The 16,454-nt window shown below is 65.6% G+C and carries 20 protein-coding genes and 1 tRNA gene; 7 read left to right on the top strand and 14 right to left on the bottom strand.

What is annotated here, in order from left to right; all coding sequences use genetic code 11:
• Positions 1-25 precede the first annotated feature (25 nt).
• Positions 26-99 (top strand) — tRNA-Gly (locus tag ITJ66_RS03670).
• Positions 100-313: 214 nt separating this feature from the next.
• Here the strand turns inward: ITJ66_RS03670 and ITJ66_RS03665 are convergent.
• Positions 314-1,483 carry an ABC transporter permease gene (locus ITJ66_RS03665; protein ID WP_194643511.1) on the bottom strand — a complete coding sequence of 390 codons (1,170 nt, stop codon included), beginning with the start codon at positions 1,481-1,483 and terminating at the stop codon, positions 314-316.
• 70 nt (positions 1,484-1,553) lie between these two features.
• On the opposite strand from ITJ66_RS03665, the gene ITJ66_RS03660 reads away from it, so the two are divergent.
• Positions 1,554-2,171 carry a TetR/AcrR family transcriptional regulator gene (locus tag ITJ66_RS03660; protein WP_191940281.1) on the top strand — a complete coding sequence of 206 codons (618 nt, stop codon included), beginning with the start codon at positions 1,554-1,556 and terminating at the stop codon, positions 2,169-2,171.
• Positions 2,172-2,240: 69 nt separating this feature from the next.
• Here the strand turns inward: ITJ66_RS03660 and ITJ66_RS03655 are convergent, their stop codons facing one another.
• Positions 2,241-2,906 carry an SDR family oxidoreductase gene (locus ITJ66_RS03655; RefSeq protein WP_191940280.1) on the bottom strand — a complete coding sequence of 222 codons (666 nt, stop codon included), beginning with the start codon at positions 2,904-2,906 and terminating at the stop codon, positions 2,241-2,243.
• Between the two features lie 83 nt (positions 2,907-2,989).
• Between ITJ66_RS03655 and ITJ66_RS03650 the strand changes: the two genes are divergently transcribed.
• Positions 2,990-3,601, top strand: a complete 612-nt coding sequence (locus tag ITJ66_RS03650) for a TetR/AcrR family transcriptional regulator (RefSeq protein WP_194718743.1) — start codon at positions 2,990-2,992, stop codon at positions 3,599-3,601.
• 63 nt (positions 3,602-3,664) lie between these two features.
• On the opposite strand, the gene ITJ66_RS03645 is transcribed toward ITJ66_RS03650, so the two are convergent.
• Positions 3,665-5,314, bottom strand: a complete 1,650-nt coding sequence (locus ITJ66_RS03645; protein WP_194643507.1) for an MDR family MFS transporter — start codon at positions 5,312-5,314, stop codon at positions 3,665-3,667.
• Positions 5,315-5,316: 2 nt separating this feature from the next.
• On the bottom strand, positions 5,317-5,982 hold the full coding sequence (locus ITJ66_RS03640; RefSeq protein WP_228501466.1) for a TetR/AcrR family transcriptional regulator: 666 nt from the start codon (positions 5,980-5,982) through the stop codon (positions 5,317-5,319).
• Positions 5,983-6,114: 132 nt separating this feature from the next.
• On the opposite strand from ITJ66_RS03640, the gene ITJ66_RS03635 reads away from it, so the two are divergent.
• Entirely contained in the window at positions 6,115-7,224 is a 1,110-nt protein-coding gene (locus ITJ66_RS03635; protein WP_228501464.1) for an amidohydrolase family protein, read from the top strand.
• 93 nt (positions 7,225-7,317) lie between these two features.
• On the opposite strand, the gene ITJ66_RS03630 is transcribed toward ITJ66_RS03635, so the two are convergent.
• Entirely contained in the window at positions 7,318-8,286 is a 969-nt protein-coding gene (locus ITJ66_RS03630; RefSeq protein WP_228501462.1) for a zinc-binding alcohol dehydrogenase family protein, read from the bottom strand.
• 8 nt (positions 8,287-8,294) lie between these two features.
• Entirely contained in the window at positions 8,295-8,792 is a 498-nt protein-coding gene (locus tag ITJ66_RS03625) for a MarR family winged helix-turn-helix transcriptional regulator (protein WP_191940276.1), read from the bottom strand.
• A gap of 77 nt (positions 8,793-8,869) precedes the next feature.
• Here ITJ66_RS03625 and ITJ66_RS03620 point away from each other — a divergent pair, with 77 nt between their 5' ends.
• Positions 8,870-9,301: an ester cyclase gene (locus ITJ66_RS03620; RefSeq protein WP_191940275.1), complete on the top strand. Its 432-nt coding sequence runs from the start codon at positions 8,870-8,872 to the stop codon at positions 9,299-9,301.
• Positions 9,302-9,696: 395 nt separating this feature from the next.
• On the top strand, positions 9,697-10,161 hold the full coding sequence (locus tag ITJ66_RS03615) for an NUDIX hydrolase (RefSeq protein WP_191940274.1): 465 nt from the start codon (positions 9,697-9,699) through the stop codon (positions 10,159-10,161).
• Here the strand turns inward: ITJ66_RS03615 and ITJ66_RS03610 are convergent.
• The 6 genes from ITJ66_RS03610 to ITJ66_RS03585 form a co-directional block, all read right to left on the bottom strand.
• On the bottom strand, positions 10,123-10,677 hold the full coding sequence (locus ITJ66_RS03610) for a GNAT family N-acetyltransferase (protein WP_194643503.1): 555 nt from the start codon (positions 10,675-10,677) through the stop codon (positions 10,123-10,125). The genes ITJ66_RS03615 and ITJ66_RS03610 overlap by 39 nt on opposite strands.
• A 190-nt stretch (positions 10,678-10,867) precedes the next feature.
• A complete protein-coding gene (locus ITJ66_RS03605; protein WP_159877247.1) occupies positions 10,868-11,071 on the bottom strand; it encodes a hypothetical protein in 204 nt (67 codons plus the stop codon).
• 73 nt (positions 11,072-11,144) lie between these two features.
• Positions 11,145-11,597, bottom strand: coding sequence for a VOC family protein (locus ITJ66_RS03600; RefSeq protein WP_194643501.1), 453 nt, complete (start codon positions 11,595-11,597; stop codon positions 11,145-11,147).
• Positions 11,598-11,865: 268 nt separating this feature from the next.
• Positions 11,866-12,219, bottom strand: coding sequence for a hypothetical protein (locus ITJ66_RS03595; protein ID WP_194643499.1), 354 nt, complete (start codon positions 12,217-12,219; stop codon positions 11,866-11,868).
• 129 nt (positions 12,220-12,348) lie between these two features.
• A complete protein-coding gene (locus ITJ66_RS03590) occupies positions 12,349-12,645 on the bottom strand; it encodes a hypothetical protein (protein ID WP_194643497.1) in 297 nt (98 codons plus the stop codon).
• A gap of 112 nt (positions 12,646-12,757) precedes the next feature.
• Positions 12,758-13,039, bottom strand: coding sequence for a helix-turn-helix transcriptional regulator (locus tag ITJ66_RS03585; protein ID WP_064295041.1), 282 nt, complete (start codon positions 13,037-13,039; stop codon positions 12,758-12,760).
• Positions 13,040-13,146: 107 nt separating this feature from the next.
• On the opposite strand from ITJ66_RS03585, the gene ITJ66_RS03580 reads away from it, so the two are divergent.
• Positions 13,147-13,968: a TSUP family transporter gene (locus tag ITJ66_RS03580; RefSeq protein ID WP_194643495.1), complete on the top strand. Its 822-nt coding sequence runs from the start codon at positions 13,147-13,149 to the stop codon at positions 13,966-13,968.
• On the opposite strand, the gene ITJ66_RS03575 is transcribed toward ITJ66_RS03580, so the two are convergent.
• Positions 13,963-14,967 (bottom strand): alpha/beta hydrolase, encoded by a 1,005-nt coding sequence (locus tag ITJ66_RS03575; protein WP_137242552.1) that lies wholly within the window; start codon positions 14,965-14,967, stop codon positions 13,963-13,965. The two genes, ITJ66_RS03580 and ITJ66_RS03575, sit on opposite strands and share 6 nt — an antisense overlap.
• A complete protein-coding gene (locus tag ITJ66_RS03570; RefSeq protein ID WP_194643493.1) occupies positions 14,960-16,429 on the bottom strand; it encodes an MFS transporter in 1,470 nt (489 codons plus the stop codon). Before ITJ66_RS03570 ends, ITJ66_RS03575 begins: the two co-directional genes overlap by 8 nt.
• Positions 16,430-16,454: the final 25 nt, after the last annotated feature.

The following is a 16,454-nucleotide window of genomic DNA, read 5'->3' as shown; positions in this document are numbered from 1 at the left end:
ATTACTCAGGACGCTCCGGCGCCACGCGGATGTAGTTCAATGGTAGAACTTCAGCTTCCCAAGCTGATAGCGCGGGTTCGATTCCCGTCATCCGCTCCAAAGACCTGGTCAGGATGGATTTCCTCACGACCATCAGGTCATCTCCGGACTGCAGCGCGAGCAAGCGTCAGCCTCAAGCCGGTTGGTGATCGCCTCCCCGATCCGGAGCCAGGTGGACTCTCCCGACACGGCGACGGCCTTCGCGATCGAGAACGGGAGGTCCGCTTCGACGTCGCGACCGGGGTGATGAAGTTGCGACCGTTCCGTTGAGTGCTCAGTTGTGGGTGGTTGCGTGGAGTTCTGCTTGGGGGGTCGCCCATGCGGTGACCGGGTTGACGTCGGTGTCCGGGCGCCCAGCACTGCTCAGCCGGGTCGCGGCGTCTCGTCGGCTTCTGATGAGCATCGCTGTCAGGGTGAGCAGGATGCCCGCAACCGCCCAGATCCCGAGTCGGATGATCGGGGCGGAGACAGCGGCGCCGTCAAAATATTCGACGGATCGTAGGAGGTCGAGAGCGTCTCCTTGCGGGAAGACGTAGTACAGGGTCTGGAAGAAGTCGTTGAGGACGTGAATGCCGAGGGGCCCGCCGGAGGACGTATTGCCAAGAATGACCAGAGCCAGGGTCATGACCAGCGCGGCGATGGTTCCGCCGAGCGCGGCCACGCCGGTCACTGCCCCGCCAATGGCGACGGCGGTCAGCCAGAGGACCGCGAACACGGCAGGGGGATCAACGGTGATCGCGTTGAGGGCGGAGTCGATCCAGAGAGAGATCAATCCGGCGAGCATTCCCGAATAGGCGACGAGGACCACACTGCGCTCGACGAACTTCGCCGACGTGTCCACCGTTCCCAGGATGCGACCGAAGATCGTTGCACCAAGAGCCGCCCCGAGCCCCACGAAGAGGATCGCGTAGAACTCGATGGATCCAACCGGGTCGTTCTTCCCCAATGGGGCAAGATCGGTGGTTTCGTTGGCGGCACTGAGCTTCCCGGCAATGGAGTCGCCGATACCAGCGACCGCCTGACTGAGGCCGCGGCCCCCACCGCTGGCGACGTACGTGGTGACAACGGCGTCCGCCCCGGGGGTCGGCAGCACGATAGCGCCGTCCGTATCTCGATCGAGGACCGCAGCTCGCGCCTCCATCGCGGAGCCCACCACGGTGAGCTCGAGGGAGTCCTGCTGCTCGAGCGCGACGATTGTGGCTGCATCGCCCGTTACAGCGAGGTGGACGTTGTTCGGAGTCGGGTTGCCGAACGCACTCGAATAGCTGATGAGCATCGCCATCGCCAGCAGGAGGATGGCGAGACCGCCAAGGATGAGGTTCCGATATCGATGCGTGGATCCTGGTCCCTCAGAGGTCAGTGGGCCACCGGCCACTGCCGCTTCGAACTCCGGGTGCTGCGGAACGCTTTTGTGCTGCGGGGCCGGATCGTTTGCTTGCGTCATGGCTTCCTTTACGATTGTCAATTAGATGACGAATGTACATCATGCGGTCGAATCCTGGCAAGATGGAGGCATGTCGGAAAGAGCATTGACCGTGGAGGCAGGAGAACAGCGGGTGGACCCGCGGGTAACCCGGACTCGGGCTGCCCTCATTCGGGCATTGACGGCCCTGGTCTCCGAGTCACCGAAGGGCGAGACGATCGCGATGAGCACGGTGGCTGACCGGGCAGGCTTGAGCAGGCAGGCGCTGCACAACCACTACAGCAACGTCGGCGACCTCGCGACCGACGTTTGGATCAGCCGCCTGCTCAGCGACTGGCTTTCCCTCGATGAGGTTGCCGCGAATCTCGATGCGGCCCTCATCGAAGCCGTTCGAGCGCGCGGAATCGAGCCGCTACTCGCGGCCGGTCGAGAAGACCGCGCGTTCTTCGAGAAGCTTCGCGCGATCCCCCGCGGCGAGCGTGTTGCCGAGGTCATCGCGGCGGCGGTCACCGCCTGGTTGACGGAGTCGGACCGCGATCCAACCGGATCCACGATCGCGCTCGATGGCGATGCTCGCATCTTCACCATCGGCGGGATGGTGGCACTCGTGTCCACCTGGCAGACCGCGGACACCCCGCCGCCCATCGCCCAGCAGATCGCAACGCTCCGCGCTTTTGCGACCGGGGCAGCCGCCGTCACTACTGAATGAGCGCACCCGGTGCTCCAGCACTCTGAACGGCTTCCCGTCCGGCGCCGAGGGCACCGGACGGGAAGGATGTCAGTGGTCGTAGGCGACGTAGTGCAGTTCCGCGTCACGTCGCTCGGCGTAGAGCTTCACATACGCCTGCGCGATGACAGCGGGCTCGGCATCCGGGCGGCCTCCGCCGATGAGGGCGGTGATCGCGACGAACGCGACGTAGACTCCCGTGTCCGTCAGGGCGCTGTTGAGATTGAGCGTCCAGTTGCGGAGTCCCGCTGCAGCAATGTTGATGTTGCCACGAACCGGTGTCGGGGCAAGTGAGCCGCCGCCGGTTGTCACGAGGATGGTCCCGGTGCCACTGGAGATCATGTCCGGCAGCACTGCGCCGACGGCGGTGATAGCGCCGCCGAGATAGAAGTCGATCTGCGGCTGGAGGTTTTCCATGGTCACCTCCAGAGCATCGACGGATTCCAGGGTCCGGTCCGCCGGCGAGAACTCGAGGACGTCGATCGGGCCGAGTGCTTGCCGGATCGACGTGAGTGCATTCGTGATCGTGGCCGGCTCGCTGACGTCGGCAGTAAAACCCTGAGCATGGATGCCTTCACCTGCAAGGGTTCGCGCAAGTGCGTCGAGCTTGGTCTGGTCTCGGGCGACGAGCGCGACGTCGAAGCCCTTCTGCCCGAAGGCCCGCGCGATCTCCAGACCCAGTCCAGGGCCAGCGCCGATGATGGTGATGAGGGGCATGACGTCTTCCTCCGTGGCCCACCGCCGAGCCGGTTGTGTTCTGGTGCGGTAAGTTGAGATGATCCTCAACTCATGCCAAGCATATGTTGAGGTGCCCCTCAATTTCTACTGGAGTTGCCGTGACCACCACGCCTGGCCTGCGCCGAGACGCACAGGCGAACCTCGAGAAGCTGCGCGCGGCCGCCCTGGCCGTGTTCTCACGCCGAGGACTTTCCGCCCCACTGGAGGACATCGCCCGAGAAGCCGGCGTGAGCATCGGGACGCTCTACAACCGCGTGGGCTCCCGCGAGGAGCTCATCGACGCCGTGGTTGACAACCTCGCCGGAGAGAAGCTCAAGGCGCTCAGAGAGCGGACATTGGAAGCGGAGACTCCTCGCGCGCAGCTGGAGACGTTCATCACCGAGATGATCGACCTCCAGCTCAGCGACCCGGCAATGAACGACGCGATGCTGCGCCGCTATCCAGACGCCGTGCTGCTCATCAATGCATGCGAACGATCCATGGCACTCGGGGCCGAACTCGTGCAGAACGCCCACGACGCTGGCGCGTTGTCCGAGGAGTTCACCCCCGACGACCTCATGACCGTGCTGTGGATGGCGGGGATGGCCAGCCACGACCCTGCCGCCCCCCACGGCTGGCGTCGCGTTGTCGATCGCAGCGTCTCTGCCGCCTGGACCGATCAACCCAACCACTGAGTCTCGGCGTACCTCCTCGATCGAAACGCCATCACCGTCGTCGAAGTTGGCTGGAGCGCGCCGCTAGGGCATCGTCCTGCCGGAGTCCTTTCGGACGTCGGGCGCGGGTACCGTCTGCGGAATCGATGCGAGGGCGAGGCCGTCTGCGCCGTCGATCTCGAGAGCCTTGGGGAGGATGTCCCGTTCGATCGTCGTGGCCAGTGGCTTCTCCGTGACGAACAGCAGCAACACCGCCGCCGCGACGACCATGGGGACCATGTACATGAACACGGGCGCAAGAGCGTCGTTGTACGCGCCGACGATCACGGCGCGGATCGCATCGGGTAGCTCTCGTACCAGTGCTGGAGTGAACGAGTTGCTTCCCCCAGCCGCAGTGGCGGCGCCGGCAGGTAGGCGATCTGCGAGCAGATCCGTGAGGTTCGCAACGAACAGGCTGCCCACGATCGCAGTGCCCAGGCTGGCACCGATCTGTCGGAAATAGTTGTTTGCCGCGGTCGCAGTGCCCACTTGGGAATTGGGGAACGAGTTCTGCACGATCAGGATGAGGATCTGCATGCTCATGCCCAAGCCCAAGCCCATGATCGCCAGGTAGGAGCAGAGTATCCAGACCGGCAATGTCGGCGTCATCGTGGACAGGAGGAACAGGGACACGGCGATGATCGCCGTTCCCACGACCGGAAGCCACTTGTAGCGACCGAATCTGCTGACAAGCTGACCGGAAACGATTGAGCTGACCAGCAGGGCGGCCATCAAGGGAATCATCAGCAGACCCGCCTCTGTCGCGTCGACGCCGGTGACCATCTGCAGATAGGTGGGGATGTAGGCGATAGCGCCGAACATCGCAATGCCCGTGATCAAACCGGCGATCGTGGTCAGGTTGAAGTTGCGATCCTTGAAGAGCTGAAGCGGCATGATCGGCTCGGCGGCGCGACGCTCGACCAGGACGAAGGCGACGCCCGCCACGATGGTCGCGACGATCAGGGAGATGATGACGGCCGAGTCCCAGTCATAGGTCCTCCCACCCCAGGTGGTGACCAGGACCAGGCCGGTCGACGCAGCGGCCAGCAGGCCCATCCCGGCGAAGTCGACGTTGGGTCGCCCTGCCGTGTTCTTGGGCAGATGCAGGAACATCGCCGCAGAGACGATGGCGAGGACTCCCAGAGGGATGTTGATCCACAGGCCCCACCGCCACCCGGGCCCCTCTGTGAACCAGCCTCCGAGCAGGGGTCCGGCGACGGACGAGATCGCGAAGACGCCGCCCATGATTCCCATGTACCGGCCGCGCTCGCGGGCGGGGACGACGTCGGCGATGATCGCCTGCGACAGGATCATGAGCCCACCGCCGCCGAGTCCCTGCACGGCTCGACCGACGATGAGCACCGTCATGTCCTGTGCCATGCCACCGATGATGGAGCCGAGGACGAACAGGCTGATCGCACCGATGAACAGCCCTTTCCGACCGATCAAGTCGCTGAGCTTGCCATAGACCGGCAGCATGATCGTGGAGGCGAGGATGTAGGCGGTCGTCACCCACAGCATGCTGTCGACACCGTTGAGTTCCCCGACGATCGTCGGCAACGCAGTGGAGAACATGCTCTGATCGAGTGAGGAGAGCAGCATGGTCAGGATGAGGCCCGCGAAGATGAGCAGAATGTTGCGATTCGAGGCCGGCAACGCGGTTGTGCCGTGCTCGCTGAGAGAGGTGTCGGTCATGGTCAGTACGCCGTGCCCTTCGGCTGTCGAGGGTGATCGTTGGTGATGCGTTGGATGAGCTCGATGGAACTGCTCAGGAGATCCCGCGTGGACGCTCCTGGGCGCGCGCTCACCCATCGGCGCCTCACGTAGTGCAGGACGCCGGTGGCGAGTGCGACGACCATCCGGGCTTCGTCCTCCAGCTCGGGATGGTCGGCGCGGTGTCGTCCTTGGAGCTCATAGCGAGTGATGATGATCGCGACAAACTGGTCTTCGGATTCGCCCATGCGAGCCGTTTCTCTGGCGAGAAGCTCCGGAGTGCGCATGATCAACTCCCGTCGAGCCTTGAAGAGCGCGGCATCTGGTTCACGCTCCAGGAGCGATGAGGTGATCATCGTGAGGAAATCGGCAAGGACATTCGAGCCCGTCGGCCGAGTGAACGCGTCGATGTGTTCGTCGCTCGGCATCAGTGGTGCGCCGCCGACGATGACCCCCTCCTTCGATCCGAAGTAGTTGAAGAACGTGCGCTGTGACACCGCACTTGCCGCGCAGATCATGTCCACGGTGACGTTCTCGAAGCCGTGCTCGAGCGCAAGCGAGATGGCGGCACGTTCGATGTGTTCCTGTGTCGCCGCTCGCTTCCGTTCACGCAACCCGCCATCCATGTTCGCCTCCGCTTGTTCCGACATTCCTGCGATTCGTGCAGTCTATGCATTTATGCAGCGTCTGCACAAGTCGGTTCGTCGGGACCCTGGAGCTCGCGGCCGGAGAGGCCTTGCCGGAGTTCTGTGACAGACGTACACTCGTCATCTACTTGACGAATGTCAAAGAACAGTTTCGCCAAGTCGGGCGCAACCGAACAGCGTCGCCGAGAACACATGAAGGGTGTCACCATGCCGGGCAAGATCGATGTCCACCAGCACCTGCTTCCGCCTCGCTACCTGGAGGCACTGGCGGCGGCGGGAGATCTGATGGCAGGGAGCGGAGCCGGGGCGCAGGCCGTGGCTGGCGGGTCCGCGCAATGGAATCCGTGGGCTGAAAGCGGTGGGACAGCGGCGCGCACAGGTCCGCGGGCCGTCGGCGGATGGCTGATGCCTGATTGGGACCCTCAATCGGCGATTGCCATGATGGACGAGAAGGACATTGAGACAGGGATCCTGTCGATCAGCGCACCCGGTGTGCATTTCGGTGACGATGCCGCTGCCCGCGACCTCGCCCGCGAGCTGAACGACTACCAGGCCGAGCTGGTCAGAGAACACCCTGACCGTTTCGGACATTTCGCGGTGCTGCCGCTGCCGGATTTCGACGGCGCAGTCGCCGAAGCCGTACGGGCCCTCGACGAGCTCCATGCCGACGGCGTGCTCCTCCTGTCGAACGCGCACGGGCGTTACCTCGGCGATCCCGCGTACGAGCCGTTGTGGACAGAGCTCGCCGCGCGTTCGGCCGTGGTGTTCGTGCATCCCACGGCGCCGCCGATCCAGCAGTTGCCCGGAATGCCCCCTGCGCTGCTGGACTTCCCATTCGACACGACCCGCACCGCCGTGGACCTCGTCGCGCACGGGGTGTTCGACCGGCATCCGGAACTCCGCGTGATCCTGTCACACGCCGGCGGTTTCCTGCCCTACGCTGCAGATCGATTCAGCGCCGCCGCACTGTTCAACCCCGGCACGACGCCGGAAGACATCCAAGCGGGCCTTCGCAAGTTCTACTTCGACACCGCCCTCTCTGCCACCCCCACCTCGCTGCCGTCGCTTCTGGCATTCGCGGAACCCGAACACATCCTCTACGGCAGCGATTTCCCCTACGCGCACCCAGATTGGAGCGCCCGTTTCGACCACTCACTTGCCACCTACGACGGCCCAGGTGCGGAACGACTCGGCGCGGTGCACCGCTCCGCTGCTGAGCGACTCTTCCCCCGCTTGGCAACATAGTCTGCGACGCCGTCGAAACGCGCATACGAGCGGGCGCATCTGCATCATCGCCCAGCGGATCTTTGTTCCGTCGTGCCTGCTTTCGCTCGGCGATCAGGTGGTGACGACGAGCTTGCCTGAGTGCGTACCGTGTTCCATGTCGCGGTGGGCTTGCACGATGTCCTCGAGCGAATAGACCTGTGCAATGGGCACTCGCGCGGTGCCGGCTGCCACCGCCTCCAGGAATTCCTGCAGCACCGGCGAGGGAAGGTCGCTGGCTTCACCGGAGTATGCGGTGAGCCGGACCCCATTGGGAATGACATCCATCGGGTAGAAGTCCGGAATGGTCCAGACATCGGAGAGCATCCCGGTGAATGACACCGTTCCGTGAACGGCGGTGGCTCGGAGCGTGTCGGGCAGCGTGTCGGTACCGATGAGCTCGACGGCGCCGTGAACACCGCTCGGGATGATCGCGCGGACGTCCGCGGCGATGTTGCCTGTGTCGATGACGACATGGTCGGCGCCGGTGCGGTGCAGCAGCTCGGCACGGTCGGTGTTCCGGGTGGTGGCGATGACGGTCATGCCCTGGCCCTTCGCCAGGACGATACACGCGAGTCCGATCGACGACGTGCCACCCCGGATGAGGAGCGTGTCGCCCGGACGGGCGCCCACGCCCACCGTGAGCGACCCGTGCGCGGTTTGCAGCATCTCGGGGATCGCACCGAGGGTTGCCCACTCGAGGGTGCTGACGAAAGGCAGGACATTGCCGGCCGGGACGAGGGTGTACTCGGCATAGCCGCCGTCGAAGTCACGACCCATCCCTCCCATGAGCGCGGCGACCTGGGTACCGACTTCGTACTCTCCGCCGGGCGCTGCCTCCACGATCCCCACCGCCTCGATCCCAGGCACGCGCGGGAAGCTTCCGAAGCCACCCATCCCACGTCGGAAGTGCAGCTCGGACCGATTCAGCCCGAAGGCCTGAACCTGGATCAGCACCTGACCTGCCTCGGGAGTGGGTATCGGGATGTCACGAAGCTGCAGAACCTCTGGTCCGCCCGGGGCCTCGATGACCACGGCCCGCATCCACCGAGTCATCTCGCAACCTCCAACGCGGCCTGCACCCGTCCCAGCGCTGCGATTCCGATGGTCATCGCCTCGGTGTCAGCGCCGGTCAGCACGCTGTCCAGAGCCTGCGTGAACCGTTCTTGCGTGGTGTTGTACGCGTCGCGTCCTTGGGCCGAGAGCGCGCTCCGCACGCTGCGGCGGTCGGTCGGGTCCGGCGAACGCTCGATGAGACCGTCGGCCGCAAGACGATCGAGGAGCCGACTGGATGCGGCGATCGATGTCCCGACGCCGGTCGCGACATCCTGCACGCGTGCGCCGGCCGGCGACGCCTCGATGACCCGCAACACTTCCAAACGCGCCAGACTCAACACCCCCTCGCCGCGCATCCGTTTCTCGACCAGGTTCCACAGATTGGTCTCGTGCCTCACGAGGGCCGCGAAGTATTCACGGGCACGAGCCGATCGCTCGCTTCCGCCTGTCTCTGGAGCGGCCGTATCGAGGACGGTTACCGGGTTCGCACGCATACCTCCACTCTAGCCGGGTTACTTGACATGTAAAGTAGTTGCTCCACCGCACCGCGCCCCTCGACGATTGGATCTTCGTGACCACCGACCCCAGAACTGCTCTGCACCGGTTTGTCGACTTCATCAACACCGCAGATCCATTGATCGGTCGGGAGGTCATCTCGCCCGACGCGGAGTTCCTCACGCCGTTCTCTTCAGAACCGTTCCGGGGCCTCGACGGGTACCTGCAGATCCTGTCGATCATGCGGAGTGGCTTCTCCGACATCCAGTGGAGGATAGACCGGCTGGTCACCGAGGGAGACGTCGTCGCCGCACGCTTCGAACTCTGCGGCACGCACGACGGCGAGTTCCTCGGCAATCCTCCGACCGGACGGAAGGTCGCCGTGCACGCTACCAACTTCTACCGCTTCACCAACGGGCTGATCGTCGACGAAGTCGGACAGCCAGACCTGGCGGGACTGCTCGGGCAGATCGGGGCGCTTTCGTCTCACAGTCCCGGAGCCGAGTAGGGCGCCGAACCCCCCTTGCGTCGCGAGTACGAGAGCTTGAGGCAAGGGGCTCCCATAGCGCGCCGGAACCCGCGGACGACCGTCCCGAGTCCGTACCGATAACTATGACTATGCACACGCGACGCCCCAGGAGCGAAGTGCCGTCTCATCGTCATGAGCTCCCTCAACTTGCGCCGCTCAGTCACCACCGCGGTGTTCCCGCTTTTCTCACCCGAAATTCGAACACACCAGGTCCAACCGTGTCTCACACTCCCCCCGACATCACGCGGAACTTCGCTCCAGTGAGCTCCAGTGAGCCGACAGTTGGTAACTTCGGCTTCCCAAGCTGATAGCGCGGGTTCGATTCCCGTCATCCGCTCCAAGTCCCGCTACGGGCTCGTCGTCGAGTCGACGACATGCCCTCGATTCGAAACATCACCGTCGGCCTTCCCATCCGAGACGGTCACGTACTCGTCTTGAACGGCGTGGACACCGTGAAGAACCAGGCCTTCCACCGCGCGATCGGGGGCGGCATCGAGTTCGGTGAAACCGCTGAAGCCGCCCTGCGCCGAGAGTTCGTCGAGGAGCTCGGCGTCACTCTGGGCCACGTGACCCTGCTCGACGTTGCGGAGAACATCTTCGAATACGAGGGTGAGCCAGGCCATGAGATCGCTCACATCTTCGCCGTCGAGTCGGCCGAGATCGACGCCATCCCGCTCGACGCCCGACTCCACGTCCTGGACGAGGGAAGTCCTGTTCGGTGGGTGTCGATCAGCGAGACCGATCACCCCTTCTACCCGGCAGGTGTCACGCGCCTCCTCCGTTCCCCGGCACTCGCGGCCTCATCGCGCCAGGTCGTTCTCCACATGGACTCGCCGTGACAACACCTGGCCCGGCCACGCTTCAGCCCCGTCGCCGACCGTGAACGTCACGTCACGCTCATAGCCAGCGGCCTCATAGAACCGTACGAGATCCCCCGAGCCTCCCGAGTAGCAGTCGACCCGCATGCGACCGACCCCGGCGGCCTGCGCACGCTCCTCGGCGAATGCCAGCAATCGGCGACCGGTGCCCTTCACCCGCGGGTCGCGCGAGCCGATCAACACGCGGACGTAGACCTCCGGCTCGGTGGCGGCCGGCACGTACTCGAGCGCCTCGCCCAGCACGAGCGCTCCGCAGACGCCGACCGTGGGATGCTCGGCGACCCAGGCATCGGATGAGGCACACCACTGCTCGACACGCGTGATCCAGCGCTCCTGCCCAGATGCAGGTTCGGTACCCCACTGCCGTGTGTTGCCGATCCGCACGAACCAGGCGATCGCTGCATCGAAGAGTGCCAGCACCGCACCTGCGTCCGCCGGAACGGCCCGACGAATCTTCAACTGCACCCGATCGCCCATGCGCGATGCAGGCTCCAACCCACCCGTCATCGAGCTTTCCCAATACGCTTCGACATGTCGCCTGTTCTCTCGATCCGATGCCAGGTTGGCATGAGTCGCCCACGGGACGCCAACACCGCCGAGGTTTGAGCCGGCTCATCGCCGTGCGCCGGAGGTCGCCCGCACACCGAGCGGACTCGACGAGCTCGGGTCAGTCTGTCGAGCGTCGGAGGATGACCCACCAGATGAGCCCGGCGAGGCCGATCACAAAGAACACCGCACTGAGAATGTAGCCTTCAGCGCTACCTCCCCCCATGGCCGTGGTGACTGAAACGAGGAACGCTGGCAGCAGTCCGAGGACAGTGATCCAAGCGGCGATCCGACGCTGCAGCATGCGCCTGCGCGTGGTGGTCATGAGTGGCCTCTCCGGTGTTCGTTCGAGCATCCGTGTCAGACGTCTCCGCTGGACGATCCTCTCATCAAGGCGCTCAGCTGTGCGTCGTGTTCGCGCGCATCTCCTCGACGGTCATCTCGGGCGCGCCGCCGGCGGCCGCCTCCGGGTCCATCCAGACGAAGTCCCAGTGGTGGCCGTCGAGGTCGTCGAAGCTCCTCGAGTACATGAAGCCATGATCCTGTTCGCCGGCAGGCGTAGCCCCGCTCGCGATGGCCTTCTCGACAATCGAATCGACGTCGGCTCTGCTCTCGGCGCTGAGAGCGAGCTGCACCTCGGTGGAGGTGGTGGCGTCGATGATCGACTTGCTCGTGAACTCCGCGAAGAACTCCCGCGTGAGGAGCATCGCCGTGATCGTGTCGCTGATGACCACGCTGATCGCGTTCTCGTCGCTGAACCCCTCGTTGATCGAGTACCCGAGTGCCTCGAAGAACACCCGTGACCGGTGCAGGTCACTGACGGCCAGGTTGACGAAGATCATGGTGGACATCGGGGCCGTCTCTCTCGAGGGTGCCGGCGGCTCGTTGCCGTCGATCGCACTCGAATGATGGCGAGGATGCTCGACGACGTCAAGAGTCATCCGACGCGAAGGGGCTCGAGCAGCGCACGCCTGTGGTCACGACGGAACGTCCGCGCACGGATTCACGCCTACCTGTGGTGGACAGCAGCCACCGGACGTTCAAGCACACCACATCCACGAACGATCGCGGTCGACCTCTGGTCGTGAGTGAGCGGGAGACACCGTACCGATGCGGCGCTCAGCGAGGCAGTGGTCGCAGCTGGTCCTCGGTCACGGGGAAGGAGACCTCGTAGTACAGCTGCGTGGCGGTCATGTCGCCCCAGTCATCCTTCTTCACCCGAATCCCGGCGGTCGAGACCTCGGCGATCCGGACGCGCAACCAGGAGCCGTCCTCCAGCCGAAGCTCGTGCGGGTCGGCGAGATACCCCATGCCGATCTCGTCGAGCGCCTCCTCGGCATGGAACCAATCCAGCGCATCGGTTCGCTGACGCCCCAGGAGATCGATGACGACGAACCCCTCACCGACAGGCTTCATCCACCCCAGCCGCTCTCGATCCTCCGAGCGCCGATGTTCGATCCAGTCCGGTCCCATGCAGCGAGCGTAACGGCCACCGAGGAACAACACCTGACGGATGACTGACCGAACGCCAGCCCATCAACAGCACGAGGGGGCCGACTCGAAAGCCGGCCCCCTCGTGCGTCGTTCAGCGACGACGAGTGATCAGTGCTCGTCGTAGTGCTCGCCGTGCGCCGCGTGCTGGTGGCCGTCGTGCACGTAGTCGACGTGACCGTCGTGCTCGACCGCGTCGTGACCGCACGCCGCACCGTGCTCGTGGTCGGCGACGGTGTGCTCGGCGACACTCTCGTGCTCGTCGTAGTGACCGTCGTGCAGAGCGTGGTGATGCGTGCCGTGTACGTAGTCGGTGTGGTCGTCGTGCTGGACGGCCTCGTGGCCGCAGTCCGTTCCGTGCTCGTGCTCGGTGACGGAGTGCTCGGCGTGGATGTCAGTCGTGCTCATGGTTGCCTTTCGAAGGATGAGATCGGGTGTCGCGACGGGCGGCGACGCGTCATCAGTACATCTCATTCATAAGCGAATTGCAATACATGCAGCTAATCGATAGTGGTTCTCGCTATCCCTCGAGTGCGTGCTGCACGGCATCGTCGACGATGTGCGAGACGTGCACGTCAGCGACGTCGTAGTGCGCCTCTCGGCCGATCCGCTGCACCGAGACCAGGCCGGCTGATCGCAGCGTCCGCAGATGCTGCGAGACCAACGGCTGCGACAACTGGCTCTGCTCGGCGAGCTGACCGACCGTGGACGTGCCGCCTGCCAGGATGCGCAGCAACCGCAACCGCGAGGAGGAGGACAGTGCCTTGAACAACTCGGCGGCGGGTTCCAGATCCTCGTTCATCTGTACATATAAGCAGATGTGAATGCGTCAGGATCGCCTGAACTCTCGAGGACCCCGTTCGACGTCCGCCCGCCGGATCATCACTCCGACGATTAGGCTGGGCGACTGTGCTCGATGGACCGCTGATCGCCGAATGGCTCCCCGTCTCGGTGGCCGCGCTCGTCCTCCTGCTCGTGGCGGCGGGAGTGGCCGGCTGGGTCGACGCGGTCGTCGGCGGCGGCGGACTGATCCAGTTGCCCGCGCTCGTCATCGCCGTTCCGAGCGACGTCGCGACCCCGTTCATCCTGGGAACGAACAAGCTGTCGTCGTTCTTCGGCACCCTGTCGGCGAGCTGGGTGTACCTGCGCAAGATCAGGGTGCAGCTCGTGCTGCTGGCGCCGCTCGTCGCCGGGGCCTACGCCGGGTCGACCGTCGGTGCCGCCCTCTCGCGGTACGTGCCACGCGAGGTGCTGACGCCCATCGTGCTCGTGGCCGTGATCGCCGTGGCGCTGTACACCCTCTTCAAGCCGACCATGGGCCTGCACCACGAACCCCGCCATGACCGCGCCGCCGCCGTCGCCTGGCGGGCGGCGATGATCGGCCTGCTGGTGGGCTTCTACGACGGCATCCTCGGACCGGGAACGGGCTCGTTCTTCGTCATCCTCATCGTCGGCGTGCTGGGGTACGGCTTCCTGCAAGCCAGCGTGAACGCGAAGATCGCCAACCTCACCACGAACCTCGCCGCTCTCGTCGTGTACGGGGTGCACGGCGAAGTCCTGCTCGCGCTCGGTCTCGCCATGGCCGTGATGAACGTCACCGGCGGGTTCATCGGCGCCCGTATGGCGACGAAACGCGGAAGCGGCTTCGTGCGGATCGTGTTCCTGGTGACCCTGTCCATTCTCATCGTGAAGCTGGCCTGGGACACCGTGATGCAGTTCACCGGTTCATGATGCACCCGGCAGAGCGACCTCGCCGGCGGGTGTTCCGAGCAGTCGCCTCGTCCAGTCGGCCAGGGCCGCGATGGCGGCCCGCGAGATGGCGGCTCTCGGCACCATGCTCGTGAAGCCGTGGAACGCCCCCGGCCAGACGTGCAGTTCCGCGTCGCCACCCGCAGCCCACATCGCACTGGCAAAGGCGACCGTCTCGTCACGGAACACCTCGGCGCTGCCACAGTCGAGGTAGGTGCGCGGAAGCCCGGTGAGATCGGTCGCCCGCGCCGGCGCGGCGGAGATGGAAACGTCCTCACCGGCGCGACGGTGTCCGAGATAGGCCTCCCAGCCGAACCGGGTCATCTGCCGATCTGCGACCCCGACCCCGTCGATCTGCATCGTCGACACGGTGGCATCCCGATCGTCGAGCATCGGCGAGACGAGGATCTGCCCGAAGAGGGCCGGCCCACGGCGGTCCCGGGCGAGCAGGGCGGTGCCGGCCGCGAGCCCGCCGCCAGCGCTCTGCCCGGCGATCACGATGCGGTCCGGGTCGATACCGAGTTCATCCGCGTGCTCCGCGACCCAGACGAGTCCGGCGTAGCAGTCCTCGACCGGGTACGGGTCGGGGTACTCGGGGGCGAGGCGGTAGTCGACGCTGATGAGCACGACGTCGTGGTCGTTCAGGAGCCAGTCGTCGTAGGACTCGAGGTTGCCGAGGTGATGACCGAACATCATCCCTCCGCCATGGATCGTATAGACCGCCGTCGTCGCGCCGGAGCGCCCGATCCGCTGGACGACAGCGAGCGTGATCGGATCCCCGAGATGGCCGGGCACCGTGAGGGAGCGCCGCTCGAACCCGCGCGAGCGCAGCCGTTCGTCGAGGGCCTCCTCGGTCGTGTCGAGGCCGCGCATCCGCGGCAGCATCTCGGTCGTCAGCCTGAACGGCCCGCGCGCCTCGAGCGCGGCGAGGAAGGGGGTGAGTTCGGGATCGAACGGGGGACGGGGCATGAGGTCAGACATGGGATGGCTCCTGGGTTGCGGGCTGAGATGGGACGTGATGTGAACGGAGGACACCGACAGCCACGAGGGCTGCAGCGAGGACGGCGATGGTCGATCCCGCAATGAGGATCGCTTGCTGGAACGACGCGACGAGGGCCGGGGTGAAGTACTCGGTCGTGATGCCGCCGCCGACGACCGCAGCGAGGATCGTCCCGGTCGCGGCGATCCCGACAGCGGTGGCGATCTCGCTCGCGGTGTCGACCAGGGCCGCACCGATGGACGTGCGGTCCGCGGGAAGCCCGCGAAGGACGTTGTTGCCGGCGACGGCTCCGACCACCCGCATCCCGGCGGCGACGAGGATGAGTGCGACGAGCACCCACGGGTAGCCGAACCGGCTCAGCAGCGCGAACACGGCGAGCCCCGAGACGACCGCGGCGGCGCTCATCCATGCCGCACGATCGAGTCCCACGCGGTGCACGAACGGGCCGACGAAGCGACCGCTCGCCAAGAGCACCACGACCTGCGGGAGCATCGCGACAGCGGCCAAGGCCGGCGGCCACCCCCAGGCGAACTGCAGCTGCAGGGTCGCCAGGTACGACAAGCCGGCCATCGCCAGCCCGGCGGCGGCCTTGTACGCCAAGCCGGAGGCCACGAGCGGCTGAGCCACGAGACGAAGATCCAGCAACGGGTGGCGGGCGGTGCGCTCCCTGACGACGAAGCCGATCGCGGCGGTCACCGTTGCCGCAGCCGCGCCCCAGGCCGCAGGGACGTCGGTGCCGGCGACGAACAGGGTCGGGGTGAAGAGGACGCCGACGACGGTCGCGGTCCCGAGCGCAGCGCCGAGCACATCGATCCGGTCTCGGTGCAGGTGCGACCACTCGTCGGCACCGATCCCGGCGCGGATCCCGATCCAGGTGATCACCGCGATCGGGGCGTTGGCGACGATGAGCACCTGCCACGGCGCCACGGCGAGCACGAAGCCGCCGATCGTCGGCCCGGCGGCGAGGCCGACCAGCCCAGCGGTCGAGATGACCGTCAGCGCGCGGACACGCAGGTCGTCCCGGTCGAACAGGCGGAACGCCAAAGCCATCGATCCCGGAGTCGTCATCGCCGCGGCGACGCCCATCAGGGCGCGTACGGCGATCAACTGCTCCACCGAGCCCACGAACACGGTCAAGACGCTGACGACGGCGAGCAGCGTCAGACCGACGAGCATGACCCGACGCCGACCGAACCGGTCGGCGACCGCACCGAAGAGCAACATCAGTCCGCCGAACGTGACCGAGTACGCGCCCGACACCCACTGCAGTGACGCGGTTGAAGCGGTGAGGTCACGGCCGATGGTCGGGAGCGCGACGTTCAGGACGGAGTTGTCGAGCATCTCGAACAGGAACACGCCCGAGAGGCCGGCCAGCGCGACCCACGCGTCGCGGAGGCGTGGCGGCGAGTCTTCGACAGCCGTGGAGGTTGAGGGTTCGAGCATGGGCGCACTCCTTCGATGAAGAAGT

It is taken from the genome of Plantibacter sp. VKM Ac-2885, from assembly GCF_015351205.1.
Classification (GTDB): Bacteria; Actinomycetota; Actinomycetes; order Actinomycetales; family Microbacteriaceae; genus Plantibacter; species Plantibacter auratus.
Note: the sequence above shows the minus strand (reverse complement) of the source record. Positions and strands in the feature narration are given on the sequence as shown.